We start from the raw sequence: 24,413 nt of genomic DNA on the forward strand, positions 1-24,413 counted from the left end.
AAATGAGCTAACTATCTTAATTTTAGTGATCCGATGCACCCGATGCGCCAATACCTGTCATTGAACGAACATATTGAGCATCAAAAGCAGCACGCTCTTTTTTAGCACGTGCAGAGTTGTCAGTCACCGAGAAGAACCAACAGCAAAGGAATGACAACGGCATAGCGAATAATGCAGGGCCATTGAATGGATTGATTGGTGTATCAGAGATTTTTAAAGTATCTACCCAAACTGCTTTAGACAGAATAATAAGTACGACTGCTGTAACAAGACCAACAACACCACCAATAACAGCTCCACGAGTTGTTAAACCTTTCCAGAACATAGAAAGAACAAGAATTGGGAAGTTTGCACAACAAGCTACAGAGAATGCCAAACCTACCATGAATGCTACGTTTTGCTTTTCAAACAAAATACCCAAAACCATTGCGAAGATTGCTAAACCTAATGTCGCAATTTTTGACATGCGAAGTTCTGAAGCAGGAGTTGTTTGACCTTTCTTGAATACGTTAGCGTATAAGTCGTGAGAGATTGCAGATGCGCCTGAAAGCGTTAAACCAGCAACAACAGCAAGAATGGTTGCGAACGCTACAGCTGAAATGAAGCCCATGAATAAGTCACCGCCTAAAGCGTCACTTAAATGCACGGCTGCCATATTGTTACCACCAACAAGCTCAAGTTTGCCTGTTACTGCCATTTTTGCAACATCAAGGAATTGCGGATTGTTCGATACGAAAAGGATCGCACCGAAACCAATAATGAAAGTTAAAAGATAGAAGTAACCAATAAAACCTGTTGCAACCACAACCGATTTACGTGCTTCTTTTGCATCTTTTACAGTAAAGAAACGCATAAGAATGTGTGGAAGACCTGCTGTACCAAACATCAATGCCAAGCCAAGAGACAAGGCATCAATTGGATTTGCCGCAAGTTTACCCGGCCCCATGATTTTTGCAGCATCGGTTAAGCTGATGTCGTGTACTTTACTGAAAACTTCAATTGATTGGCTAAACATGTTGCTAAAGCTGAAACCGACTGCTTTCATTACCATGAATGCCATGAAGGTTGCACCACTGAGTAACATAACCGCTTTGATAATTTGTACCCATGTCGTTGCCAACATACCACCAAAGATGACATATGCCATCATCAAAAGACCAACGATGACTACAGCAATGTTGTAGTTCAAACCAAATAGTAATTTGATGAGCTGACCCGCACCTACCATTTGAGCAATCAAATAGAATGCCACAACAACAAGTGAACTGATTGCAGCTAAAGTACGTACTGGTTTTTCTTCAAGGCGGAATGAAACCACATCTGAAAGGTTGTATTTACCAAGGTTACGCAAACGTTCTGCAACCAAGAATAAAACGATTGGCCAGCCTACCATAAACCCAAGCGAGTAAAGTAAGCCATCAAAACCCGAACTAAACACAAGTGCAGAAATACCGAGGAAAGATGCAGCAGACATATAGTCACCCGCAATTGCCAGACCATTCTGGAAACCGCTGATTCCACCACCTGCTGTATAGAAATCTTGTGTAGATTGAGTTTGTTTCGCCGCCCACTTAGTAATGAACAAAGTGAAACCAACAAAAATGACAAACATAATAATGGCATGCCAGTTGGTTGCTTGTTGTTCAGCTTCACCCAGATCTGGACTCGCCATAGCCACTGTTGAATATAGCGATGCTGCTGCCAATAAAGCTTTCGCCTTTAATGAATTCCATTTCATATTAGTGTAGTCCTTTATCATGCGTGATGGCTTCAACTTCCTTCAACGCTTCTTCACTCAACTGGTCAAGGGTATTATTTGCGATAAAAGAATACACGCCACACAGTAGGAAAGATAAAACAATAATTCCTAAACCTAGCGGGATTCCCCATGTCGTTACACCACCACTAAATGAACTCATCAAAAATTCTTTGTTGTAGCCAACAAGCAGCATAAAACCCACATAAAGAATTAACATGATGATTGTGAGCGTCCAACTTAATGCACTTTTTTTCTTGACCATCTTTTGAAACTTTGGATTGCGTAGAATCTGTTCTACTTGGTTCTGATCCATAACCAAACTCCTTGCCCTGTGTCCAGCCTTGGCCACTTTTTTAATAGTAGTTTCTCAGTATTCAAGTTAGCAAAATTACGTGTAATTCGTAACTTAGACTTTGGTCGTTAAATTTTAATCAATTTATAGCTTTGTTTCTGCTTGGGGTATGATAGGCACAAGGTTTTAATCATGTGAGTCATATGAACAGCTGGCTGATTATTGGGGTACTCACCCTTTATATAGCACTCTTATTTATTTGTGCTTTTTTTGGTGAAAAGCATGCCAGCCGTCTGAGTACACGTGGCCGCATGTTCTTGTTCAGCTTAACGCTAGGCGTTTACTGTTCATCATGGACATTTTATGGCGCAACCGGAGCCGCTGTTCGGGAAGGCGTCATTTTCTTGCCTATTTACTTAGGCCCCCTCTTATTTGTCTGGTTTGGTTATGACATTTGGCGGCGTTTAGGCCGGGTACGTCAGCACCACGCCATCTCATCAATTGCCGACTTTGTTGCGGCACGTTATGGAAAAAGTGGCGTCTTGGCTTCGCTGGTCACGATTTTGGCCGTAATCGCAATTATTCCCTATCTGGCTCTCCAGTTACGTGCGATTGCTTTAAGCACATCTGTCATTATGGAACAGAATGCTCATATCCATACAACCACCAATAGTGTTTTACTTTTAACCAGCGTACTGGCTATTTTGGCAATGATCTTTGGTACAAGGCAAATTGCCAATACTGAGCAACATGGCGGCCTTATGTTAGCCGTCGCATTTGAGTCTTTTGTAAAATTATTCGCGCTGATTTGCGTTGCTTTATTTTTTATTTTTGAAACACCAGCGAACCTTGTACAAGTCACAGCCGATGTGAACCAAACTTTTCAGGAGGTTCAACTATTTGGAGTGCCTGAAACCTTCTGGATTCAGACATTATTGGCAGGTTTGGCAATTATCTGTTTACCACGCCAATTTCATGTCGCAGTTGTCGAACTACGTGATGAAAAGCATATTCGTGGCGCGCGCAAATGGTTTGCGGCTTATCTCATTTTAACAATTTTAGCTATTATCCCAATTGCAAGCTGGGCTTTACACGCAGCACCAAAGTTTCTGACAGTACCCGATGTTGCGGTACTCTCATTACCCCTGAGTTATAACCAAGAGTGGTTGGCTTTACTGGCCTTTTTAGGTGGGTTCTCTGCATCAACAGGCATGTTACTGGTTTCATCAGTTGCCCTATCTATTATGCTCAGTAATGACTTGATTATGCCTGCCCTCTGGCGTTTTAAGTTGCTATCACGTCACGATAAACATTTACCTAAAGTTCTTAAATTTAGCCGCCGCATCAGTATTGTCGCGGTCATGCTCCTTGGTTTTTTATTCTTCCATTTCTTTAACGATATTAACCAGCTTTCAGTATTCGGACTCTTAGCTTTTAGTGCTGTTGCCCAGTTTGCACCTGCTCTCATTGGAGGCTTATATTGGCGTGGCGGAAGCCGCCAAGGTGTCTATGCGGGTCTTATCGTTGGATTTTTAATGTGGAGCTATACCTTATTATTTCCAACAATTTTACGTAGCTTGCCAGAGATTTATCAGGAAACAGCCCAAAGTATTTTACTTTTTGGTCCTTTTGGAATTAATGCATTACGTCCAGAGTCGCTTTTTGGTTTTGAATCATTTGCACCTTTAACTCACGGCGTGATTTGGTCACTCGGTTTAAATATTGTTTTATATATATGGATTTCAAAAATTTATCGACCAAGCGTGGCCGAGCAAATTCAGGCTGAAAGCTTTTTCTATTATGAAACCAAGCCCTTGCCATCACCACACACCTCTACCGATTTAACCTATTTACCTCACGATGCTGCACGTTTAAAAGTAGGAGATCTATTCGCTCTTGCTAAAAGAATTACGGGTGAGCAGCCAACAACACAAGCATTCGAGAACTTTTGTGAGCAAAATCATCTCACGCTTAACCCAAATAGCATCGCGAATGGCATGTGGTGGCGTTTTACCGAGCAATATCTAGCTGGCATTATCGGTGCTGCCTCTGCTCGTACGTTGCTGACTACTGCAATGATCAATAATGGTCTCGCATTAGGCCAAGTCGCGAATATTTTAGACCAAGCCTCACAATGGCAACGTTTCAACCAAAACCTGCTCATGACCATGATTGACCACATGACCCAAGGGGTGAGTGTAGTTGATAAAAATATGTGTTTGGTAGCCTGGAATAACCAATATTTAAAACTGTTTGGTTATCCAAAAGACTTAGTCTATGTAGGTTGTCCAATTGCCGACCTGATTCGTTATAACGCTGAACGCGGCGAATGCGGTCCCGGTTCAGTCGAAGAACATGTTCGTAAACGCTTGCACTGGATGAAAGTCGGAAGCGCGCATGAATTTGAACGAATCCGTAAAGACGGACGCGTTATTCAAATGCGTGGTAATCCTATTTCAGGCGGAGGCTTTGTGACGACATTTGCCGACATTACTGCTTTCCGTGCAAATGAGGCAATACTTGAAGCCCGAGTAAAAAACCGTACCCAACAGCTTGCTGATGCTTTATCAGAACAACAACTTGCACGTGAACAAGCTGATATGGCGAATATGTCGAAAAGCCGATTTATTGCTGCGGCAAGTCATGACTTATTACAACCAATGCATGCGGCTCGTCTCTTTAGTACCGTTCTTGAACAAAGCATTGCAACAGAAGAAGACCGTCAAACTTTGCAACAACTTGACCGTGCTCTTTATGGTGCAGAAAGCATGCTCTCTGCCCTACTCGATATTGCTCGTTTAGAAGGCGGTAGCATACAGCCAAAAAGACAGCCTTATCCATTACACGATCTATTAAGCGATCTCGAACTACAGTTTAAATCGATTGCCGCACAGCGAAATATTTCACTCAAAGTTCACGATGTATCGTTCTGGATTGACACCGATCCACAGTGGATTCGACGTATTATTCAGAACTTTGTTAGTAATGCTCTGCGTTATACAGCCAAAGGCCGAGTGGTTGTGGGCGTTTTACGCTCAGCTCAAAAACCTGGTCATATTCGAATCGGAGTCTGGGACACTGGCCCTGGAATTGCCGAAGAGCAACGTATTAAACTGTTTCAAGAATTTGAGCGCTGTGGGCATTTATCACCTTGGGGTGAGCAAGGCCTAGGTTTAGGCCTCGCGATTGTGCAGCGTATGACAGGATTGTTGAATTATCCTGTTCATGTCTACTCACAGCTTGAGAAAGGCTCATGCTTTATGATTGAAGTTCCAGTCGTAGAAGCGCCAAAAGTAATTACTCCAACCGTGCAAACAGTGCCGTTAAAAACTAAGGCCTACCGGATTTTGTGTTTAGATAACGATGAAACTATTTTAGAGGGTATGAGTAGTTTACTCGGTCGATGGGGATATCAGGTCTTTAAAGCCACTGAACCTGAACAAGCACTGGAGATTATTCAAAAAGAGAATATTCAGGTTTGGCTTATCGATCAGCATTTAAATAATAACCAACTCGGTGTCGATTTTATTATGCAAAATCGACAGCATGACGTTCCGGTTGCTTTGATTACAGCTGACTCCCATCCAGAGTTACCTCAGCAATTGAAAGAATTGAATATCGTTTTACTCAAAAAACCGCTTAAACCTGCCTCATTAAGAGCTTGGCTGTCGGGACTTAAAATTGCCAGCGCGGCAGATTAAAATTTTCTCTCCTAAGCCTTTTTATAGGTTTGGGAGAGATTTCTGGCAAAAGTTATAGGTTTAATTTAAGCCAATAGGCAGAACTGCTCAAAAAGTCTACTTTTGTTGATTGAATAATTGGCCAAACTTTCCAACAGCCCTTTTTCTATGGCAAAGCCCACCTTTTTTGTAAGTGAACACTTGTATACTTAGTTACAATTTAATAAATACTTGTTTTTTAAAATTATTATTAGACGAAAAGCGCCATATACGACTTTAGTCGTATTCTACTTGCATTCTTGATGACACATAACTATTCCAAACGCATTTGATAAATGTATAACCATTTTTTAACCCATTTCTATATTAAGCACCCCCTGCTCACGAATTAATGCAAAGGATAACTGCCATGAATATTTCTGATAACAGCCCCCAAGGTCAACTTTCTTCTCAACAGTTTTATCGTCAATACAGTGCCAATGCTTTACTTCCTGAACTCGATTGGCAAAGTATTTTTCCTAACAGCAAACTGAATGAAGCCAATATCAAAGCGTTAAATACGATTTATCAATGTGCAGTCCCACTCGCACTTAATGTATTTCATGATCTAAATTTTGATGTATTCGCACCTGCTGCTTATCATCCTCAAGGTTTAGGCCTATTTGATAAATTGGCGCAACAAGAAGAGAGCTTCTTACAAGTCCTTACAGCTGAAAGTGAAAACCTTGATCATGACACACGTCATCAAATTTGGAGCATGTTACTCCGTGGCGGCGCTGTACTGGTTTTTAAAGCTTGGCTTGGTCACGTCAAACTTGGCGAAAATCAGTTAGATATGACTCAGTTTGATGAACTCTCTGACTTACTCTTTATTAAGACTCATCCAGATCAATTGGCTGAACGTCTACATGTCGATGAAAAAGCAAAACTCGACCATATCTTCTTAATGTATGGCAATGATATTTTCCTTGATCGCTTCAACAGCCTAGAAACAGCTGCCCTGTTCGTCGATTTAGGTGTTTATGATGCAGCCTTCCTAAGCTTACGTGACGACCGCGTGGCTGAATATTTAAAAAAGAAAGGTTATGTGACTCAAGAACAAATTGATGATTTGCAATGTGCGCTCAACCCATTGTACTGCGACAGCCTAACGCCAAAGCAAGATTGCCTTGCTTAAGTGGCATCCATAAAAAAGACCTCAATCGAGGTCTTTTTTTCTTTTTAGATTTTCTTATCTTCAATATTGAGTGCACTAATGGCCAATACTGCTTGTGTACGGTTTTGCACACCTAATTTTCTAAAGATCGCTGTCACATGCGCTTTAATCGTTGCTTCCGAAACATCGAGTTCGTATGCGATCTGTTTATTTAACAAACCTTCTGCAACCATCATCAAAACACGGAATTGCTGAGGTGTTAACGATTGAATACGTTCAGCTAACGCAGTTTCATCTGCTGCTCTCGGGTCAAGGTTAAGATTAGATGGCAAGTTAGGTGGCAACCAGATATCACCTTCTAAGACTTGACGAATCGCTTCGCCAATATGACTTGGATGAGCCGACTTAGGAATATAACCCATCGCGCCATGTGCAATCGCACGCTGGATGATTGAAGTTTCTTCATGCGCAGAAACCACAATAATTGGAATAGCTGGATACTGTGCTCGTACATAGACTAGAGCAGAAAAGCCTGAAGCACCCGGTAAATTTAAATCGAGTAATACTAGATCAGGTTCTGCCCCATTTTCCAAACGCTCATAAAACTCATCAACCGAAGCTGTTTCATGAATTTGTGCCTGTGGCAGGCTATAACGTACTGCTTGAATTAAAGCATGACGAAACAAAGGATGATCATCAACGATTAAAATATTCATAAGCGATTAAAGTAATCTTGAGCATAAGTATGGCCTATTGTAACCCTACTATTTAGATGAAAGATACGTTCATCTTATCCATTTTTATGCAAAATGTTGATAAATGCAGAACTTAGATAAAATTTTCAGATGTTTTTTAACATTTAATCAAAATTAATCTGTTTTTTATATAAGCTTCCTTTTTATTATAAAAAATATATCATCAATAATTATATAAAATAAAAACAGCAACTTACTATAAAAATAAAGTATAAAAATCCACTATTTATCTTTTATATTTAAAACTGATAAGGTTGACCAATTTCGTTATTTTACAGTTCGCCGTCATTGTTGATTAATAAGTCCAATCTCTTGTTTTAGGCTTAGGAACCAAATTATGACTGGTATCACATCACCAAAACCTTTGAATATTGTTGCTGTTTCTGGTGGCTTAAATACCCCATCTAAAACGGAAAGTCTGGTTCAAGCCATTCTTGATGAGTTATCCGAAGCAACCGACATTAAAGTTCATTTTATTAAATTAAGTGAAATTGGGCCTTTATTAGGCGGTGCATTTTATCGCAATCAACTTCCACAGCGCGTGCAAGATGATCTTGCAGCGGTTGAAGCAGCTGATGCTTTAATTGTAGGTACACCAGTTTACCGTGCATCTTTTACGGGTCTTTTCAAACATTTCTTCGATTTTGTTGAACAAACTGCATTAGTCGATGTACCTGTACTTTTAGCAGCATCGGGCGGTAGCGATCGCCATGCTCTTGTACTTGAACATCAACTTCGTCCATTGTTCAGCTTCTTCCAAGCACAAACTTTACCAATTGGCGTATATGCGACCGATCGTGACTTTACCCCTGAATATACGGTGAAAAGCGAGCAATTATCAGATCGTATTACGTTAGCCGTGGCACGTGCATTGCCAATTTTAGAATGGGCGCCAGCGAAAGGTAAACGTGCTGAAGTAGTCAAATCTAAGACTCAGCAAGCAAATCAAGAGCTTGGTATTAACAAGCAAATTGAGCAAGAAGAAGTGTTGCCTTCAGCGGCTGTACCAGATCTTGATGCGGCAGAGTCTCGCTTGCATCACAAGTCTGGCAAATCATTAACGCATGTTGCCTAAGTGCAGTATGCCTAAATAAAAATAACGAATGGGGAGAACGCACCATGACGCAATTACAACAACCGATTAAATTTGCTTATTGGGTACCAAATGTGAGCGGTGGCCTTGTTGTAAGTAACATTGAACAGCGTACAGACTGGAGTTACGACTACAATGTCCGACTTGCACAAGCTGCCGAAAACAATGGTTTTGAATATGCGCTCACCCAAATTCGTTTTACGGCGGGCTATGGGGCAGAAAACCAGCATGAATCCGTAAGTTTCAGTCATGCATTACTGGCAAAAACTGAAAAACTTAAGGTGATTGCGGCTATTCTGCCCGGCCCCTGGAAACCGGTACTCGCTGCTAAACAACTTGCCACAATCGATTATCTCACCGAAGGTCGTATTGCCATTAATGTGGTAAGTGGCTGGTTTAGAGGTGAGTTTGATGCGATTGGCGAAGAGTGGCCAGAGCATGACCAACGTTATGTCCGCTCTGAAGAATTTATTCGCACGTTAAAAGGAATCTGGACCACCGATAACTATAGTTTCGATGGTAAATACTACCAATTTCAAAACTACACGCTTAAACCGAAACCTTTGCAAAAGCCTCATATTGAAGTGTTTCAAGGCGGCAGCTCACGTGCTGCACGCGACATGGCTTCACGTGTTTCTGATTGGTATTTCACCAACGGGAATACCGTAGAGGAAATTCAGAAACAAGTCGAAGACATTCGCACCAAGGCTAAAGCCAATAACCATCACGTCAAAATTGGGGTGAATGCGTTCATTATTGCCAGAGATACCGAAGAAGAAGCAAAAGCGGTACTTCAAGAAATTATTGATAAAGCCAATACTGAAGCGGTAAATGCATTTGGTGATGCAACACGTGAAGCAGGCGCAGCTTCTCCAGAGCAACAAGGTAACTGGGCGAAATCAAGTTTTGAAGATTTAGTGCAATATAACGATGGATTTAAAACCAATTTGATTGGTACGCCACAACAAATTGCAGAGCGTATTGTGGCGCTTAAAAATGTAGGTGTTGATTTAATTCTTTCTGGCTTCTTACATTTCATTGAAGAGGTAGAATATTTTGGAGAAAAAGTTCTGCCCCTCGTTCGTGAATTAGAACTTCAACAACAAAAGGAGGTAGATATTCCAGCGAAATCAGCCTAAAACTCCAGCCAAAACAGCGCAAGACAATAAAAACAATAAATTAAAAATAAAGACTTATTGGCTCCAAGACTCGGCTTGGAGCTTTATTTTTTTTTTAAGATTTCTCAACTTCTCGAATCACAGTTTCAACCGAATAACGGCACCACTTTGAAAGTTTTTCAATAAATTCATTTAATGCTGAGGGTTCGAAATGGCTTACGATCATATAACAAGCATTGCCCATGACTTTAAAGCATTCATCGATTTGTTCATATTGCTTGACTAGATTTTCAATTTCTTCAAATGCGCGTTGTTCATTTAAATGCAAATGAATAAATTGTTTATGGCTATATTGAACAGCAATGGTGTAGTTTTTGATAACACCAGCATCCATCAACTGAGCAATACGAGCACCCACCGCCTGCCCTGTTCGGTGCACGCGTTGCCCAATTTCTTTATTTGTTAAACGAGAATCCTGTTTAAGCAATGCAATAATTTTTAGATCAATCGGGTCTAATTCAATATTCATTTTTCATGGCGAAAGAAAACTGGCAGTAATGCTTTCATCTGACTATAGCCGATTTTTCAAGCAGAGAATAATCTTGTTTTATCTCATATCAACAAGAGTAATCTCATGAAACAAGCACTATTAGTTATCGATGTACAAAATGATTATTTTAAAAATGGCAAAATGGAATTAGTGGGACCAGATCAAGCGCTTGAAAAAATAAAACAGCTCGAACAATATTTTAACGAGAAAAATTTACCAATTATTTATGTACAACATATTAATCCACCACAAGCGAGTTTCTTCCAAGAAAATACAGATGGTGTTTTGCTTCACCCTGAACTGAGCGCTCACGATGAGTCATTAATCGTAATAAAGCATTATCCAAATAGTTTTTTAGAAACCAATTTAGACGAGCTTTTAAAAGCACATCAAATTGAGCAACTCGTAATTACAGGCATGATGACGCATATGTGTATTGATTCAGGTACACGTGCAGCCAAAGAACTTGGCTATCAACCTATCTTAATTGCAGATGCAACTGCCACGCGTAATTTAAGCCATAACGGAAAAACTGTAAAAGCTGAAGACGTACAAACTGCTTTTTTGACTGCGCTTAGTACGTTTGCAACTGTACAAAATACTACCGATTTTCTAGCAAAATCTTAAATAAAACTCAATAAAAAAGCCCCGATTGGGGCTTTTTTATTGAAACGTTATTTTTGTCGATCGGGATAAACCGTTGCAATGAGCTGATCAACCACAGCAGGTTCAGCTAAAGTAGATGTATCCCCTAAACTATCCAGCTCATTTGCCGCAATTTTTCTTAAAATACGGCGCATGATTTTACCCGAACGCGTTTTAGGTAACGCTGGTGCCCAGTGTAGTGCGTCAGGTGAAGCCACTGGCCCCAGTACTTTACGGACCCAGCTAATTAACTCTTTACGTAGTTCTTCCGACTCTGGAACACCTGCTTGCAAGGTCACGAAAGTACAAATACCTTGTCCTTTAATGTCATGTGGCATTCCCACGACGGCAGCTTCTGCCACAGCTTCATGCGACACAAGAGCACTTTCAATTTCAGCAGTGCCTAGACGGTGTCCAGAAACGTTTAAAACATCATCTACACGGCCTGTGATCCAGTAATACCCATCTTCATCACGACGAGCACCATCACCTGTGAAGTAGGTATTTTTAAAGGTCGAGAAATAAGCCTCAATAAAGCGGTCCGGATCACCCCAAATGGTACGCATCTGGCCTGGCCACGAATCTTTAATTACAAGGTTACCTTCAACCGCACCTTCTAGCTCATTGCCTTCACCATCGACAATGGCGGGTTGAATACCAAATAACGGACGTGTTGCCGAACCTGGTTTTAATGCTGTTGCGCCTGGTAACGGTGCAATTAAAATACCACCTGTCTCGGTTTGCCACCATGTATCAACAATCGGACAGCGGCCTTCACCAACAACATTGTAGTACCAGTTCCAAGCTTCAGGGTTAATAGGCTCACCGACCGAACCGAGTAAACGTAAACTGCTACGGTTACTTTCACGTACAAACGAATCGCCTTCACGCATCATCGCGCGAATCGCGGTTGGAGCCGTATATAAAATAGAGACTTTGTGCTTATCGACTACATGACCAAGACGTGCCCATGTTGGATATTGAGGGACACCCTCAAACATTAAAGTTGTAGTGCCATTTGCAAGTGGTCCATAGAGCAAATAACTATGTCCTGTAATCCAGCCTACATCAGCCGTACACCAGTACACATCATCTTGTTTTAAATCGAAGACCTCTTTAAAGGTACTTGCTACATAAACCAGATAACCACCTGTAGTATGCAAAACACCTTTAGGTTTACCTGTCGAGCCGGATGTATAGAGAATAAATAATGGATCTTCTGCCTTCATCGGCTCTGGAGGACAGTTGGCATCCACTTCCATAATAATGAGGTGATACCACAAATCACGGCCCGGTTTCATTTCAATCGGGTTCGCATTACGGTAAACCACCACTACATTTTCAACACATTCTGTGCCCGGCAACTCTAGAGCCAAATCGACATTTTCTTTGAGTGGTAATAGTTTTCCAGCACGTAGACTTGAGTCTGCGGTAATTACCAGTTTAGCTTGGCTATCTTCAATACGACTTGCCAACGAGTCTGGCGAGAAACCACCAAAAACTACACAGTGAACAGCACCAATACGCGCACAGGCCAACATGGCAATTGCAGCCTCAGTCACCATTGGCATATACAACACAACACGGTCGCCTTTACCAATGCCATATTTCTTTAAAACGTTGGCAAAGCGACAAACTTCATCGTGTAACTCTTTATAAGAAACGATTTTATGTCGAGAAGGATGATCACCTTCCCAAATAATGGCTGGTTTATGAGGGTGTTCTTTAAGATGCCTGTCTAGGCAGTTTGCTGACACATTCAACTCACCATCAGCAAACCATTCAATTTTGAAATTGTCTTTGTCAAAACTCGTATTTTTAACTTGGGTAAATGGCTTTATCCAATCGACAATTTTAGCTTGCTCTGCCCAGAATTCATCTGGGTTCTCGATAGAGTGTTGATAACGTTTAAAGTAGTCTGCTTCAACAGTACGAGCTGTTTTTTTAAATTCCTCTGGTACTGGATAGATCTCATTCATAAGCAACTTCCTTGATCTTGTGCATCCCATCTCGAGATTGTGGCTATTATTTTACTGGATCTTATTTGCATGCCTTTGCAGTATGATGACTCTTTCAAAGTCCAAACAATGCGACTTTGGTCATATATTAACCACTTACTCAAGCATACGAAATTGTGAATATTTTTATAAAATTAAGTTGATTTAAAACATTTGTCTATAGCTTTTACTTTTATAATTTTTTCAAGATTTGATGGTTTTGATCATCAACAAAGATTATTTTGTCTCTCATACGCAACACAGGAATAAAATAATATGTTTGCCCAAACAAACTCTTCACGCCCACCCCAGCTCCCTTTTAAAGATAGTCCTTTTTCGATTCATGGGCGTTTTAATCGTATGAGCTATTTAGGTGGATATGGACTGATTTATTTAGTCACCCTCGTGGGCTATTTCATTTTGGCCTCATTTCTTGGAAGTTATCAGCTTTCAAGCAATCTATTTGATTTTGAGTTTTATAGCTCTCTTTCTGGTCCTAGCGCTTTAGTGGTCTGGGCTTTCTCACTGTTTTTAATTTATTTAAATATTGTTCTCGTTGTTCGACGTCTGCACGATTTAAATAAGAGTGGCTGGATGGGGTTACTGTTGTTCATTCCGGTTGTTCAGTTCTTTTTTATGATTTATTTACTGCTTGCTTCAGGTACAGCCGGTCCAAACGACTACGGTCCTGTTCGACCATCAACGTTTATAGAAAAACTCATGGCTTGGCTTATTTTAGTGGCTATTTTAGTTAGTCTCATTTCAACAGCCGGAATTTTTTATTATTTCTCAGGGACTGATACCCTAGAAACACCGACACAAATCTTACAAAAAGGAACGGAATACTTTTAATTAAAAAACACTTTATTATTCAGATGAACTCATTATAGTAGGCGCACATTTTATCTCCTACTATGATGAAAGCTGAAAATCGCTTTCATATTTTTTTTAATTGAGACTTGTCGTGGCTGATGAACAAAAATCCTTAACGGATGTCGCAAAAAATACTGGCGAACTTTTACAAGAAGCAGGCACTAAAACCACTCAAACGGTTTTAGCCCATACTGAAAAGTATCATGATGCCTATACCACTATCGACAAAATCGTGGATAGCTTCTGGGAGCGTGTGCCTTATATTTGTATTGCGATTATCGTTTTTATTATTTTTTGGCTCCTCACCAAATTATTTAAGTTCTTTGTTCGTAAAACATTAGAAAACCGCTCTTATACGCGTCAAAACCTAGTTTTGGTGTTAAACCGTGTAGGCAGCACAGCGATTTTATTCTTTGGTTTCTTAATTGCTTTAGTGATCTCGATTCCGGGGTTTACGCCAGGGCAACTCATGAGTGCACTTGGAATTGGTTCTGTCGCAATTGGTTTCGCATTCAAAGATATCTTTCAGAACTTACTGTCAGGCATTTTAATTTTATTAAGCGAACCATTCCGTATTGGCGATTCCATTGTTGTAAATTCGCTTGAAGGAACTGTTGAAGATATTCAAATTCGTGCAACATTCTTACGCTCACCAGATGGCCGTCGCATTGTTATTCCAAACGCAACTGTTTATACGAGTGCCTTAACTGTAAATACTGCTTATCAACAACGACGCTGTGAATTTGTAGTCGGAATTGGATATGACGATGACGAACAAAAAGCCAAGCAGATTATTTTAGATATTCTTAACAATGACCGAAATGTACTCAGTCAACCTGCCTTCTCGGTTAACGTAACAGCGTTAGCAGACTTCTCGGTTAACCTGACTGTACGCTGGTGGGTTGATACGACTGAAACTGATATTTCGTCATCTACGAGCACCATCCAAGCTCAGGTCAAACAAGCTTTTAATGCGAACGGAATTAATATTCCTTACCCAATTCAGGAATTAAAAATGGCCGCAAATCAGCCACTTTTAAACCCTGAAGCATCAACTAAAGAGACGACCTAAAATATAAGAAATAGACGTTTCAGTTCTTAAAATACGGTTGCCTAAGCTCACAGCTTGGCAGCCGTTTTTTGTGAGCAAATCAACTTCATAGGGAATGAAACCGCCTTCGGGACCCACGACTACACTACAAGCATGTGGAATATTGAGTGGCATGCTCTGCTCAGCATAAGGATGAGCCACATAGGCTGGTGTTTCTTTCGAGATCAAGCTTGGCAGAACGTCTTCAACAAAAGGTTTAAAGCGTTTGTACATGTGAATTTCAGGAACAATCGTGTCACCTGCTTGCTCAAGCCCTAAAGTCACATAGTTATCGAGTTGTTGCAAAAATGGAGTTTGCCAATAGCTTTTATCTACGCGATAACTATGAATCAAACTAATTTTTTCAACACCTAAAGTCACACTATCCATAATTAAACGGCGTAAAACTTTGGGCCTTGGTAAAGCCACAATTAAATGAACCGGAAGTTTTGCAGGTACAGCTTCTTCACTAATAGGTCGTATACCAACTTCTTGCTCATTAATTGAGACAATTTCAGTGATATAACGTGCGCCGTTGCGAATGCCGACTTTTAGATTTTGACCAACCGTAATATCAAGATGTTCACGCAAATGCTGTAATTGGCGCTTAGAGTGAATGGACCATGTATCTGAATGGATATCTTCAGGCTCTAATAAAACAATATTCATATTTTATCGGCCAAATACCGATTAATTACACCAATATGTTTTTGCAATGAACCTTGATTACGTTGTAAGACTTTATGCGCTTGCTCTACCACTTGTTGGGCCTGATCAGGTTCAGCTAAACATGCCATCCAGATTGCCACAACTTGCTCAGCATCTTGGGCAATAAGCACACCATTTTCATCAATGAATTCATCGACAATAGTTTGGAAATTAAAGTAACGAGGTCCAATTACGGTCGGTACATTTAAAACCATAGGCTCTAAAATGTTATGACCACCACCCGGCTCATTTAAAGAACCACCCACAAAACACACCTGACTTAAGGCGTACCATAACCAAAGCTCCCCCATACTATCGGCTAGATAGACCTGTGTACTTGTATGAATACTTTGGTTCAAACTTCTACGATGAGTAATTAAATCTAGGTTTTGGCAAATTTCAAATACTTCGTCGAAACGTTCAGGATGTCGAGGTACGACAATACAAACTAAATCTGGTTCTGACTTTAAATAAGGTGCCAGCGCTTCTAAAATTTGTTGTTCTTCGGGTGCATGTGTACTGGCAATGGTCAGGACTTTACGCTGCCCCAAATACCATAAATCATGTAACTTGGCTGCCTGATTTATAAATACTTCTGGTGCGTGAATATCAAATTTAATATTTCCAACCACCTGACTTTTGTGTTGATCTAAGCCAAGTTCGACATAACGTTGTCGAGTAGCATTATCTTGTGCCAAAACCCAGTCGATTTTTTCCAGCATTCCTGCTGTTAGACCTGCAACTCGGCTATAACCTTTAGCTGATTTTTCTGATAACCGCGCATTTAACAATAAACAAGGAACCTGTTGTAGCTTGGCTTGATCGATTAAATTTGGCCAAAGTTCAGTCTCGACTAATGCTAAAAGTTTTGGCTGATATAACTCAAAAAACTGTTTTAAAAGATGCTTTTGGTCAACAGGCAAATAAACTGCTTGAAATAAATCTAAATACGGCGCTTTTAAAAATAATGATTTGGCGCGCGCCTGCCCAGTTTTAGTCGTATTAGTAACCAGCACAGGTTGACCGAGTTTAAGATAATGCTCGATTAAAGGCTGCGCAGCATTGGTTTCTCCAACCGAAACAGCATGGAACCAAATTGCTCTCACATTTTTCGGAGATTCAAACGGCCCAAATCTTTCAAGACATTCCTGATGATATAATTCCTGGCTTTCTGCACGTTTTTTTATCCGCCAGTGGTAAAAAGGTTTTAATAAATGGAGTGCGGTGTTGTACCAAAAAGGGGTCGCCAAGCGGTTTGCCTCAAATAGTCAAAGTTTAAAACTGGGGAAAATATAACATAGATAGAAAAAATGGCAGAGTTTCGATACCTAAACTCTACCATTACAAGAAAAGCGATTTACTGAGCCCATAAATCAAATAGGTCAGTAATTCTTAATTTCAAAAAATTTACGAAGCTTCTAGCGTTGGATAGTCTGTATAACCTTCCGCGCCTTTCGCATATAAAGTGGTTGGTTGAAGTTCATTTAAAGGTAAGTCTTGCTCTAAACGCTGTAAAAGATCTGGGTTGGCAATATATGCTTTACCAAAAGATACTGCATCAGCTTCACCATCACGCAAGATACGTTTTGCTGATTCTGGTGTTAGGTTTTCATTGGCAATCCATACACCATTAAATTTTTCGCGAAGTTTTGGACTAATGCTGTCAGCAGCTTCATATTCACGAGAGAAAACGAAAGCAACATTACGCTGGTTAAGCTGTTCAATAACATAACCAAAAGTTGCTAATGGGTTTTCATCCCCCATATCGTGCGAATCACCACGCGGTGCAATATGTACACCTACTCGGCCAGCACCCCATACTTCAATAAATGCATCAACCACTTCTAATAATAAACGTGCACGGTTCTCAACAGGACCACCGTATTCATCATCACGTTGATTCGTATTACTTTGAAGGAACTGGTCAATTAAATAACCATTTGCTGCATGTAATTCAACACCATCAAAACCCGCCACTTTAGCTAGTTCTGCTGAATGTTTATATTGAGCAACAACTTCTTGAATCTCTTCTAATGAAAGTGCGCGCGGTTTTACATACGGACGTTTAGGACGTAATAAACTCACTTCACCCGCAGGTTGAATTGCACTTGGCGCAACAGGAATATCACCATCCAAAAGATCGGGATGTGAAATACGGCCGACATGCCAAAGTTGAGCTACAATTTTTGAACCTTGAGCATGAACTGCCTCAATAATTTTATTCCAAGCTTGTGCTTGCTCTTGTGACCATAATCCTGGAGTCTCTGCATAACCCACAGTTTTTGAACCAATCACTGTTGCTTCAGTCAAAATAAGACCAGCATTTGCACGCTGTTGATAATATTCAACCATTAAATCATTCGGTACTCGGCTTTCACCACTACGCGCACGCGTTAATGGAGCCATTACCAATCGATTTTTGATTTCAAAATCACCAACCGTTAAAGGAGTATTGAGTTCAGCCATAGTCGCCTCGACTTACACTTTAAATCGTTAAAGTGTTTGTTTTAAATGTTCGATATATTGCTGAATCAAAGCTTCGTTACGTGAAAAATAAGACCATTGACCATATTTTTGGACCTGAATAAGCCCCGCCTGTTGTAAAACAGACAAATGATTCGACATTGTAGACTGTGCTACTTTGCCCAAACGTTCAATATGACCTGCACAAACACCCTTCTCAAAACTACCACCACACTCTTCCACCGGTAAATAATGTGCAGGTTCTTTTAACCATTGCAAAATTTGCCGACGTAGCGGATTGGAAAGGGCTTTGCTAATTGCATCAATATCCATAGGCTCAACACGTCTTTTAAACGAACAAAGCTTTGTTCAACATTTCGAAAACATAATATCGCATTTTTTCGATATTCATATCTATTTTTTTCGATATTCATATCGCATTTTTTCGATTAACATTCGAATGCTGAACTGCTTTGCCGTTTTAATCGCTAAAAATCCAAGAGTTCTACATATTCATAGATGAACTGTATTTAAACTAAAAGTTCAGCAGACTCTTATAAACCTTGTTTTAAACTCGCTTCGATAAAGCGATCAAGGTCACCATCAAGAACAGCACCCGTATTAGAGTTTTCAACACCTGTACGTAAATCTTTAATACGCGAATCATCTAATACATATGAACGAATTTGGCTTCCCCAACCAATATCAGACTTCGAGTCTTCTAGGGCTTGAGCCGCTTCATTACGTTTTTGCATTTCCAACTCATATAAACGTGCACGCAATTGTTTCCATGCATGGTCACGGTTCGCATGTTGTGAACGTTGGTTCTGACATGCCACCACAATACCTGTTGGAATGTGAGTCAAACGTACTGCCGAGTCGGTTTTGTTAATATGCTGACCACCTGCCCCAGATGCACGGTAAGTATCTGTACGAACATCAGAAGGATTAATATCAATTTCAATATTGTCATCAACTTCTGGGGAAATAAACACTGCCGAGAACGAAGTATGACGGCGGTTACCACTGTCAAATGGTGATTTACGAACTAAACGATGTACACCTGATTCAGTACGTAACCAACCGTAGGCATATTCGCCTTCAACACGAATCGTTGCTGATTTAATACCCGCTACGTCGCCATCAGATACTTCCATGAGCTCGGCTTTGAAGCCATGGCGTTCAATCCAGCGCATATACATACGTAATAGCATAGACGCCCAATCTTGTGCTTCAGTACCGCCTGAACCTGATTGGATCTCTACATAGCAAGGATTCGGGTCCATCGGGTTACTAAACATACGACGGAATTCAAGTTTTGCTAATTCTTCTTCAGCAGCCCCAAGTTCCGACTGAACATCTTCAAGCAAACTTTCATCATCAGCTTCTACAGCCAAATCTAACATCGCTTTTGCATCTTCAAGTTGTGTTGACAACCCATCCAATACATTAATAACGTTTTCTAGCTCGCCCTTTTCTTTCGCCATTGCCTGAGCGCGGCTTTGATCATTCCAAATCGCAGGGTCTTCTAACTCACGTAAAACTTCTTCTAAACGCTCTTTTTTTAGATCGTAGTCAAAGATACCCCCGTAGTGTTTGGCTACGATCAGTTAAGTCTTTCAATTGGTTTAGATAAGGATTAATTTCCACGCGAGTGTTCCCATAAAAGCAGATAAACAGTCAATTATTTTAGCATAGCTTGTCATTCTCAAACAAAAGCGCTAAAACTTATTGATTTTTATTAACTTAAAAATGACAAACAAATATAATACAATTGACTTATATATTAAAAACACATTAAAATTAACAACTTAAATCTTAATAACTTTATAACATATATTACTTCAGAGTTTTTTCATGAAAAAATCAAATATTTTATTCGCAATCCTTACTGCTACCTGTGCTTTCAATGCAAATGCCTATCAAACTGAAGTAGGTACTATGTATGAATTTACAGATATGGATGGGGGAGAAAATAATAGCTTCGGTATTAATGGAAAATATTATTTTAATCCAGTAGAAGCAAAAACTTTCCCTTTAGCTGAAGCTGCTTTTTTAAATAAATCTTCAAATATTGGTCTAGGCTATGCATATAGCAAGTTAGACGATGATGAAGATTCTGGAAAACTCGAATTTAATTCTGTAGGCATTATAGGTGAATACTTTATTCCAAGTACCTCACTCTATTTATCAGGAGCATTTAACCGTACAAAAAGAGAAGTTACTGTAGACGATATCGGTTCAGCTGATGATAGTGGTAACGGCTATGCTGTAGAGGTCGGCTTCCTACCAACAGATGGCTTATTGTTGGCCGCTGGTGTAACAGATTTATCTGAAAGTTTTGATCCAATACAAGCCGCTAAATATGGCTTTATTACTTCAATCACAAATGCTACAGCTGTAACTGGTGAAGATGATGACACAGCCGTAACTTTACGTGCCAAGTATGTTACTCAAATTTCAGGTTTTTATACTAATTTTGAAGGACAAACTTATATTGGTGATGAAACCACTTATCGTTTAGGCGCAGATCTTTATCTTGATCCTACTTTAAGTATTGGAGCATCTTTTGCAGATTCAACAGCAGAAGATTCTGATGCAATTTTTAGTGTCCGTGCACAGAAATTCTTCACACCTCAAGTAGCAGTAGGTTTAACTTATACAACTGTTGATGATGCTAACTCTTTTGGTATTAATGGAACATTCCGCTTCTAATCCATAAGTATTTATTATTAAAAATATGAATGCTCAAGGGAATCTTCCTTGGGCATTTTTCAGTTCACTTTAAGCTTAACCAGTAACATCCTCATACAAAATTGGGTACTTTTACAGCATTTTTTATGATCTACACAAAATCTCCTCAATTTTAATAAAATAAAACATTCTATTTTTATATTTTTAAATCAAATATTTAAGTTAAACATATTTACAAAAAAAGCACATAGTTACAGTATGGTTACTTGTACAAGATTGACGCTACCCGATTTTCCTCTAGACTAAAAGTTGTAACAAAACATTTATAAAATCGCTTTTTAGAGGGGAGAGATTCCATGAAAAAACTAGCAATTGCATCAGCTCTTTTATCTGCACTCGCAGTAAGTGGCGCAGCAAACGCTTACCAAGCTGAAGTTGGTGGTTCTTACAATTATCTTGATCCAGACAACGGTAGCAGCGTAAGTAAATTCGGTGTTGACGGGACTTATTACTTTAATCCTGTTCAAACTCGTAACGCTCCACTTGCAGAAGCAGCATTTTTAAGCCGTGCAAGTAATGTTAATGCACTTATCAACTATGGCGATAACAGCGGTACAAAAGATACTCAGTATGGCGTAGGCGTTGAATACTACGTTCCTAACTCAGATTTCTACCTTAGCGGTGATGTAGGCCGTAATGAGCGTGAAATTGATAACACTAATATTGATAGTAAAGTAACTACTTATGCAGCTGAAGTAGGTTATTTACCAGCTCCAGGTTTATTACTTGCTTTAGGTGTTAAAGGTTACGACGAAAAAGACGGTAAAGACGGCGCTGATCCAACAGTTCGTGCTAAATACGTAACTCAAGTAGGTCAACATGATGTAAACCTTGAAGCGTTCGGTGCGTTTGGTGACCTAGACGAATATAAAGTTCGTGGTGACTACTACATCGATAAAACTTTAAGTCTTGGTGTGGATTACTACAATAACGACTTAACTGATAAAGATGAATTTGGTATTAATGCTAAAAAATTCTTAAATCAACAAGTAAGTCTTGAAGGTCGTATTGGATTCGGTGACAACGATAACACTTATGGTGTTCGTGCAGGCTACCGCTTCTAATATCGCTTAAAAACACATAAAAAAATCCGCTCAATTGAGCGGATTTTTTTTATTGGGTTAAATGCACAATACGCAATTGCAAATTTACATTGCCATTAAATGCGTTACGATCAATCTCATAGACCAGATGTACCTCATCTCGCATAGGATTAAATTCAAATCGTCCCGCAGCATTAAAAGCAATCGCATCAAAAGTATATTGCTCAAGACCTAATCTAAGTTTTAGATGTGTGTCTTTAAGCCAACGATAATCAACAACTTTAAAATGCCCTTCAAACTGGGGGAAAGGGAATTTTTGACCCCATGGTCCAAGCTGCTCTATCCAGTCCAATGTGCCTAGTTGCAAAGCAGAAGCTGGTAATTCTCCATCCGTCCATAGAGTTGCTTGAAACAGAGATTCGTCCATGGCTGCAACACAGCCAACAAAAACAGTTTTAAAAGCATCAAAGTTTTCTTTACGTATCGTTAAGCCAGCCGCTGCCGCATGTCCACCAAAATGGCTCACCAATTCCGGATGTTGTTCGGCAACCTGTTCAATCATATCGCGAATATGCACACCATCAATTGAACGGGCAGACCCTTTAATATGAACACCATCTTCATCTGGTGCAAAAACTATTGTTGGTCGATGAAACTGTTCTTTTAAACGCCCAGCTACAATCCCAATCACACCTTGATGCCAATTTTCCTCAAAAAGCACAAGAGCTGGAGGAACATCTTCTTTTGAAAGTTGCAGGCTATCTAAAGCAGATAAGGCTTGTTGCTTCATCTCTCCTTCGATTTGTCGCCGCTCTATATTTAACTGATTTAATTGTTGAGCAATCGGGTAAGCCGCTTCCATAGAGTCTGCTAATAAACACTCAATGCCGATTCGCATGCTTTCCATACGCCCAGCAGCATTAATGCGTGGACCTAAAACAAAACCTAGATCTTGGGCACGCAAAGACGAGGCCTCTCGACCCGCAATATCCAATAGTGCCAATATTCCAACTCGACATTGATGTTGCTGGATACGCTTCACACCTGCATCTACTAAAATGCGGTTGTTATAATCTAATACAGCAACATCTGCATAAGTCCCCAAAGCTACTAAATCTAGATATTGAGTGACTTTACTTGTGCTTTTGCCTTGCTTGTTACGTAAACTTGCCAAATTAGCCAGCACATAAAATGCAACACCAACACCAGCAAGTGCTTTACTCGGAAAATCACAGCCTAACTGGTTTGGGTTAACCACCGCTTCTGCCGGAGGTGTTTCTTTAGTCGTTAAATGGTGATCGGTAATAATGACTTTCAGCCCCAAGGCATGGGCAGTTTCAACGCCTGCATGGCTGGAAATTCCATTATCTACGGTAATTAATAAATCGGGATGATAAGTTTGATGCGCAAGCTCTGCAATTGCAGGCGTAAGCCCATACCCATACTTGAACCGATCTGGAACTAAATAGTCGACTTGTGCTCCCATATCGCGAAGCACTAATACCATTAATGCTGTGCTGGTTGCGCCATCTGCATCATAGTCACCGACAATAACAATTTTTTTCTGCTCATCAATGGCTTGATCCATTAATGCTACAGCGGTTTCTAGACCTTTAAGCTCAGGAGCAAGTAAATTCTTAAGCTTTAGCTCTAGTTCCTGTTCCGATTGTACTCCACGTCTTGCCAAAATCTCGGCAATAAACGGAGGCACGCCCTGAAACTGTTCAGGGCGTGTCAATAAAGGTCTTTGTTTGATTTGTATTTTTGTCATTTAAGGCATCAGCCGGTGCAACATCCATTGACCGTCGATTTTTTCATAACTCAAGCGGTCATGTAAACGATTTGGTCGCCCTTGCCAGAATTCATAATAATCCGGTTGTAGACGATAACCTCCCCAGAACTCCGGCTTATCAAGCACTTCACGACTTTCGACTTGCTGCTGTAAGTCTTGAAAACGTTGCTGTAATAGCTCTCGGCTTTCAATTTTACCGCTTTGTGGAGTGCTGATATGCGCTGCAATCTGGCTATCACGTGGTCGTTTAAGATAATAGTCTGTAGATTCTTGCTCAGCAATTTTAACTACACGACCACCAACTCTCACCTGACGTTCTAGACTTGGCCAGTAAAATAACAGTTCGGCATAAGGGTTCTCTGCCAAATCTATACCTTTCTGACTGTCATAATTCGTATAAAAATCATACCCAGCTTCTGTAGCACCACGTAATAAGACTGTTCGTACATGGGGTCTACCATTAGTACCCGCAGTTGCTAATGACATGGCATAGGGTTCATGCAAATTAGCTGCTAGAGCATGGTTAAACCAACCCAGAAACTGCTGATGAGGGTTAGATTCAACCTGACCCTCATGCAACTCGCCTTGCTCATAGCTCAAGCGTAATTCACTTAAATCTTTAATGACATCACTCATGTCACGCAC

At 40.2% G+C, this 24,413-nt stretch carries 21 protein-coding genes; 9 read left to right on the forward strand and 12 right to left on the reverse strand.

Annotation, left to right across the window (positions count from 1 at the left end; translation table 11 throughout):
* Window positions 1–22: 22 nt before the first annotated feature.
* Complete coding sequence (locus OD757_RS11975; protein WP_263032013.1) at window positions 23–1,738, reverse strand: cation acetate symporter; 1,716 nt, start codon at window positions 1,736–1,738, stop codon at window positions 23–25.
* Between the two features lies 1 nt (window position 1,739).
* The gene (locus OD757_RS11980; RefSeq protein WP_009391845.1) at window positions 1,740–2,072 is read right to left on the reverse strand and encodes a DUF485 domain-containing protein; all 333 of its coding nucleotides are present in this window, start codon (window positions 2,070–2,072) and stop codon (window positions 1,740–1,742) included.
* Between the two features lie 182 nt (window positions 2,073–2,254).
* Between OD757_RS11980 and OD757_RS11985 the strand changes: the two genes are divergently transcribed.
* Together OD757_RS11985 and OD757_RS11990 are read left to right on the forward strand one after the other, a co-directional pair.
* A complete protein-coding gene (locus OD757_RS11985) occupies window positions 2,255–5,752 on the forward strand; it encodes a PAS domain-containing hybrid sensor histidine kinase/response regulator (protein ID WP_263032112.1) in 3,498 nt (1,165 codons plus the stop codon).
* Between the two features lie 388 nt (window positions 5,753–6,140).
* The gene (locus tag OD757_RS11990; RefSeq protein ID WP_263032014.1) at window positions 6,141–6,908 is read left to right on the forward strand and encodes a hypothetical protein; all 768 of its coding nucleotides are present in this window, start codon (window positions 6,141–6,143) and stop codon (window positions 6,906–6,908) included.
* Window positions 6,909–6,952: 44 nt separating this feature from the next.
* On the opposite strand, the gene OD757_RS11995 is transcribed toward OD757_RS11990, so the two are convergent.
* On the reverse strand, window positions 6,953–7,603 hold the full coding sequence (locus OD757_RS11995; protein ID WP_009391841.1) for a response regulator: 651 nt from the start codon (window positions 7,601–7,603) through the stop codon (window positions 6,953–6,955).
* A 376-nt stretch (window positions 7,604–7,979) separates the two neighbouring features.
* Here OD757_RS11995 and msuE point away from each other — a divergent pair, with 376 nt between their 5' ends.
* Together msuE and sfnG are read left to right on the forward strand one after the other, a co-directional pair.
* Window positions 7,980–8,717 (forward strand): FMN reductase, encoded by a 738-nt coding sequence (gene msuE / locus OD757_RS12000; RefSeq protein WP_009391851.1) that lies wholly within the window; start codon window positions 7,980–7,982, stop codon window positions 8,715–8,717.
* A 44-nt stretch (window positions 8,718–8,761) separates the two neighbouring features.
* Complete coding sequence (gene sfnG / locus OD757_RS12005; protein ID WP_263032015.1) at window positions 8,762–9,874, forward strand: dimethylsulfone monooxygenase SfnG; 1,113 nt, start codon at window positions 8,762–8,764, stop codon at window positions 9,872–9,874.
* A 94-nt stretch (window positions 9,875–9,968) separates the two neighbouring features.
* Here the strand turns inward: sfnG and OD757_RS12010 are convergent, their stop codons facing one another.
* The gene (locus tag OD757_RS12010; protein WP_005038054.1) at window positions 9,969–10,382 is read right to left on the reverse strand and encodes an Lrp/AsnC family transcriptional regulator; all 414 of its coding nucleotides are present in this window, start codon (window positions 10,380–10,382) and stop codon (window positions 9,969–9,971) included.
* Between the two features lie 105 nt (window positions 10,383–10,487).
* On the opposite strand from OD757_RS12010, the gene OD757_RS12015 reads away from it, so the two are divergent.
* The gene (locus OD757_RS12015) at window positions 10,488–11,030 is read left to right on the forward strand and encodes a cysteine hydrolase family protein (RefSeq protein ID WP_263032016.1); all 543 of its coding nucleotides are present in this window, start codon (window positions 10,488–10,490) and stop codon (window positions 11,028–11,030) included.
* A gap of 47 nt (window positions 11,031–11,077) precedes the next feature.
* Here the strand turns inward: OD757_RS12015 and acs are convergent, their stop codons facing one another.
* Complete coding sequence (acs, locus tag OD757_RS12020) at window positions 11,078–13,027, reverse strand: acetate--CoA ligase (protein WP_263032017.1); 1,950 nt, start codon at window positions 13,025–13,027, stop codon at window positions 11,078–11,080.
* A gap of 294 nt (window positions 13,028–13,321) precedes the next feature.
* Here acs and OD757_RS12025 point away from each other — a divergent pair, with 294 nt between their 5' ends.
* Window positions 13,322–13,897: a DUF805 domain-containing protein gene (locus OD757_RS12025; protein WP_009391450.1), complete on the forward strand. Its 576-nt coding sequence runs from the start codon at window positions 13,322–13,324 to the stop codon at window positions 13,895–13,897.
* 112 nt (window positions 13,898–14,009) lie between these two features.
* On the forward strand, window positions 14,010–14,990 hold the full coding sequence (locus OD757_RS12030; protein ID WP_009391447.1) for a mechanosensitive ion channel family protein: 981 nt from the start codon (window positions 14,010–14,012) through the stop codon (window positions 14,988–14,990).
* Here the strand turns inward: OD757_RS12030 and OD757_RS12035 are convergent.
* The 5 genes from OD757_RS12035 to prfB all read right to left on the reverse strand — a co-directional run bounded on the left by OD757_RS12035 (window position 14,970) and on the right by prfB (window position 19,829).
* Entirely contained in the window at window positions 14,970–15,677 is a 708-nt protein-coding gene (locus OD757_RS12035) for a 16S rRNA (uracil(1498)-N(3))-methyltransferase (RefSeq protein ID WP_263032018.1), read from the reverse strand. The two genes, OD757_RS12030 and OD757_RS12035, sit on opposite strands and share 21 nt — an antisense overlap.
* On the reverse strand, window positions 15,674–16,966 hold the full coding sequence (locus OD757_RS12040) for a 3-deoxy-D-manno-octulosonic acid transferase (RefSeq protein WP_263032019.1): 1,293 nt from the start codon (window positions 16,964–16,966) through the stop codon (window positions 15,674–15,676). The genes OD757_RS12035 and OD757_RS12040 overlap by 4 nt, the downstream gene beginning before the upstream one ends.
* A gap of 157 nt (window positions 16,967–17,123) precedes the next feature.
* Window positions 17,124–18,182 (reverse strand): alkene reductase, encoded by a 1,059-nt coding sequence (locus tag OD757_RS12045; protein ID WP_263032020.1) that lies wholly within the window; start codon window positions 18,180–18,182, stop codon window positions 17,124–17,126.
* Between the two features lie 27 nt (window positions 18,183–18,209).
* Window positions 18,210–18,512, reverse strand: coding sequence for an ArsR/SmtB family transcription factor (locus tag OD757_RS12050; RefSeq protein WP_002121891.1), 303 nt, complete (start codon window positions 18,510–18,512; stop codon window positions 18,210–18,212).
* A 221-nt stretch (window positions 18,513–18,733) separates the two neighbouring features.
* A protein-coding gene (gene prfB, locus OD757_RS12055) for a peptide chain release factor 2 (RefSeq protein WP_263032021.1) occupies window positions 18,734–19,829 on the reverse strand; the annotation gives its coding sequence in 2 pieces (ribosomal slippage) (window positions 18,734–19,756 and window positions 19,758–19,829; 1,095 coding nt in all).
* Window positions 19,830–20,036: 207 nt separating this feature from the next.
* On the opposite strand from prfB, the gene OD757_RS12060 reads away from it, so the two are divergent.
* Together OD757_RS12060 and OD757_RS12065 are read left to right on the forward strand one after the other, a co-directional pair.
* Window positions 20,037–20,894, forward strand: coding sequence for a putative porin (locus OD757_RS12060; RefSeq protein WP_263032022.1), 858 nt, complete (start codon window positions 20,037–20,039; stop codon window positions 20,892–20,894).
* Between the two features lie 335 nt (window positions 20,895–21,229).
* On the forward strand, window positions 21,230–21,997 hold the full coding sequence (locus OD757_RS12065) for a putative porin (RefSeq protein WP_004790036.1): 768 nt from the start codon (window positions 21,230–21,232) through the stop codon (window positions 21,995–21,997).
* Window positions 21,998–22,046: 49 nt separating this feature from the next.
* Here the strand turns inward: OD757_RS12065 and recJ are convergent, their stop codons facing one another.
* Complete coding sequence (recJ, locus tag OD757_RS12070) at window positions 22,047–23,747, reverse strand: single-stranded-DNA-specific exonuclease RecJ (protein ID WP_263032023.1); 1,701 nt, start codon at window positions 23,745–23,747, stop codon at window positions 22,047–22,049.
* Complete coding sequence (pdxH, locus tag OD757_RS12075) at window positions 23,748–24,404, reverse strand: pyridoxamine 5'-phosphate oxidase (protein ID WP_263032024.1); 657 nt, start codon at window positions 24,402–24,404, stop codon at window positions 23,748–23,750.
* Between the last annotated feature and the right edge of the window lie 9 nt (window positions 24,405–24,413).

The organism is Acinetobacter sp. AYS6, from assembly GCF_025630795.1.
Classification (GTDB): Bacteria; Pseudomonadota; Gammaproteobacteria; order Pseudomonadales; family Moraxellaceae; genus Acinetobacter.

What these genes read in the sequence shown, in the direction of transcription:
- OD757_RS11975 (WP_263032013.1), bottom strand. Translation starts at nt 1,738, where the DNA reads ATGAAATGGAATTCATTAAAGGCGAAAGCTTTATTGGCAGCAGCATCG.
- OD757_RS11980 (WP_009391845.1), bottom strand. Translation starts at nt 2,072, where the DNA reads ATGGATCAGAACCAAGTAGAACAGATTCTACGCAATCCAAAGTTTCAA.
- OD757_RS11985 (WP_263032112.1), top strand. Translation starts at nt 2,255, where the DNA reads ATGAACAGCTGGCTGATTATTGGGGTACTCACCCTTTATATAGCACTC.
- OD757_RS11990 (WP_263032014.1), top strand. Translation starts at nt 6,141, where the DNA reads ATGAATATTTCTGATAACAGCCCCCAAGGTCAACTTTCTTCTCAACAG.
- OD757_RS11995 (WP_009391841.1), bottom strand. Translation starts at nt 7,603, where the DNA reads ATGAATATTTTAATCGTTGATGATCATCCTTTGTTTCGTCATGCTTTA.
- msuE (WP_009391851.1), top strand. Translation starts at nt 7,980, where the DNA reads ATGACTGGTATCACATCACCAAAACCTTTGAATATTGTTGCTGTTTCT.
- sfnG (WP_263032015.1), top strand. Translation starts at nt 8,762, where the DNA reads ATGACGCAATTACAACAACCGATTAAATTTGCTTATTGGGTACCAAAT.
- OD757_RS12010 (WP_005038054.1), bottom strand. Translation starts at nt 10,382, where the DNA reads ATGAATATTGAATTAGACCCGATTGATCTAAAAATTATTGCATTGCTT.
- OD757_RS12015 (WP_263032016.1), top strand. Translation starts at nt 10,488, where the DNA reads ATGAAACAAGCACTATTAGTTATCGATGTACAAAATGATTATTTTAAA.
- acs (WP_263032017.1), bottom strand. Translation starts at nt 13,027, where the DNA reads ATGAATGAGATCTATCCAGTACCAGAGGAATTTAAAAAAACAGCTCGT.
- OD757_RS12025 (WP_009391450.1), top strand. Translation starts at nt 13,322, where the DNA reads ATGTTTGCCCAAACAAACTCTTCACGCCCACCCCAGCTCCCTTTTAAA.
- OD757_RS12035 (WP_263032018.1), bottom strand. Translation starts at nt 15,677, where the DNA reads ATGAATATTGTTTTATTAGAGCCTGAAGATATCCATTCAGATACATGG.
- OD757_RS12045 (WP_263032020.1), bottom strand. Translation starts at nt 18,182, where the DNA reads ATGGCTGAACTCAATACTCCTTTAACGGTTGGTGATTTTGAAATCAAA.
- OD757_RS12050 (WP_002121891.1), bottom strand. Translation starts at nt 18,512, where the DNA reads ATGGATATTGATGCAATTAGCAAAGCCCTTTCCAATCCGCTACGTCGG.
- OD757_RS12060 (WP_263032022.1), top strand. Translation starts at nt 20,037, where the DNA reads ATGAAAAAATCAAATATTTTATTCGCAATCCTTACTGCTACCTGTGCT.
- OD757_RS12065 (WP_004790036.1), top strand. Translation starts at nt 21,230, where the DNA reads ATGAAAAAACTAGCAATTGCATCAGCTCTTTTATCTGCACTCGCAGTA.
- recJ (WP_263032023.1), bottom strand. Translation starts at nt 23,747, where the DNA reads ATGACAAAAATACAAATCAAACAAAGACCTTTATTGACACGCCCTGAA.
- pdxH (WP_263032024.1), bottom strand. Translation starts at nt 24,404, where the DNA reads ATGAGTGATGTCATTAAAGATTTAAGTGAATTACGCTTGAGCTATGAG.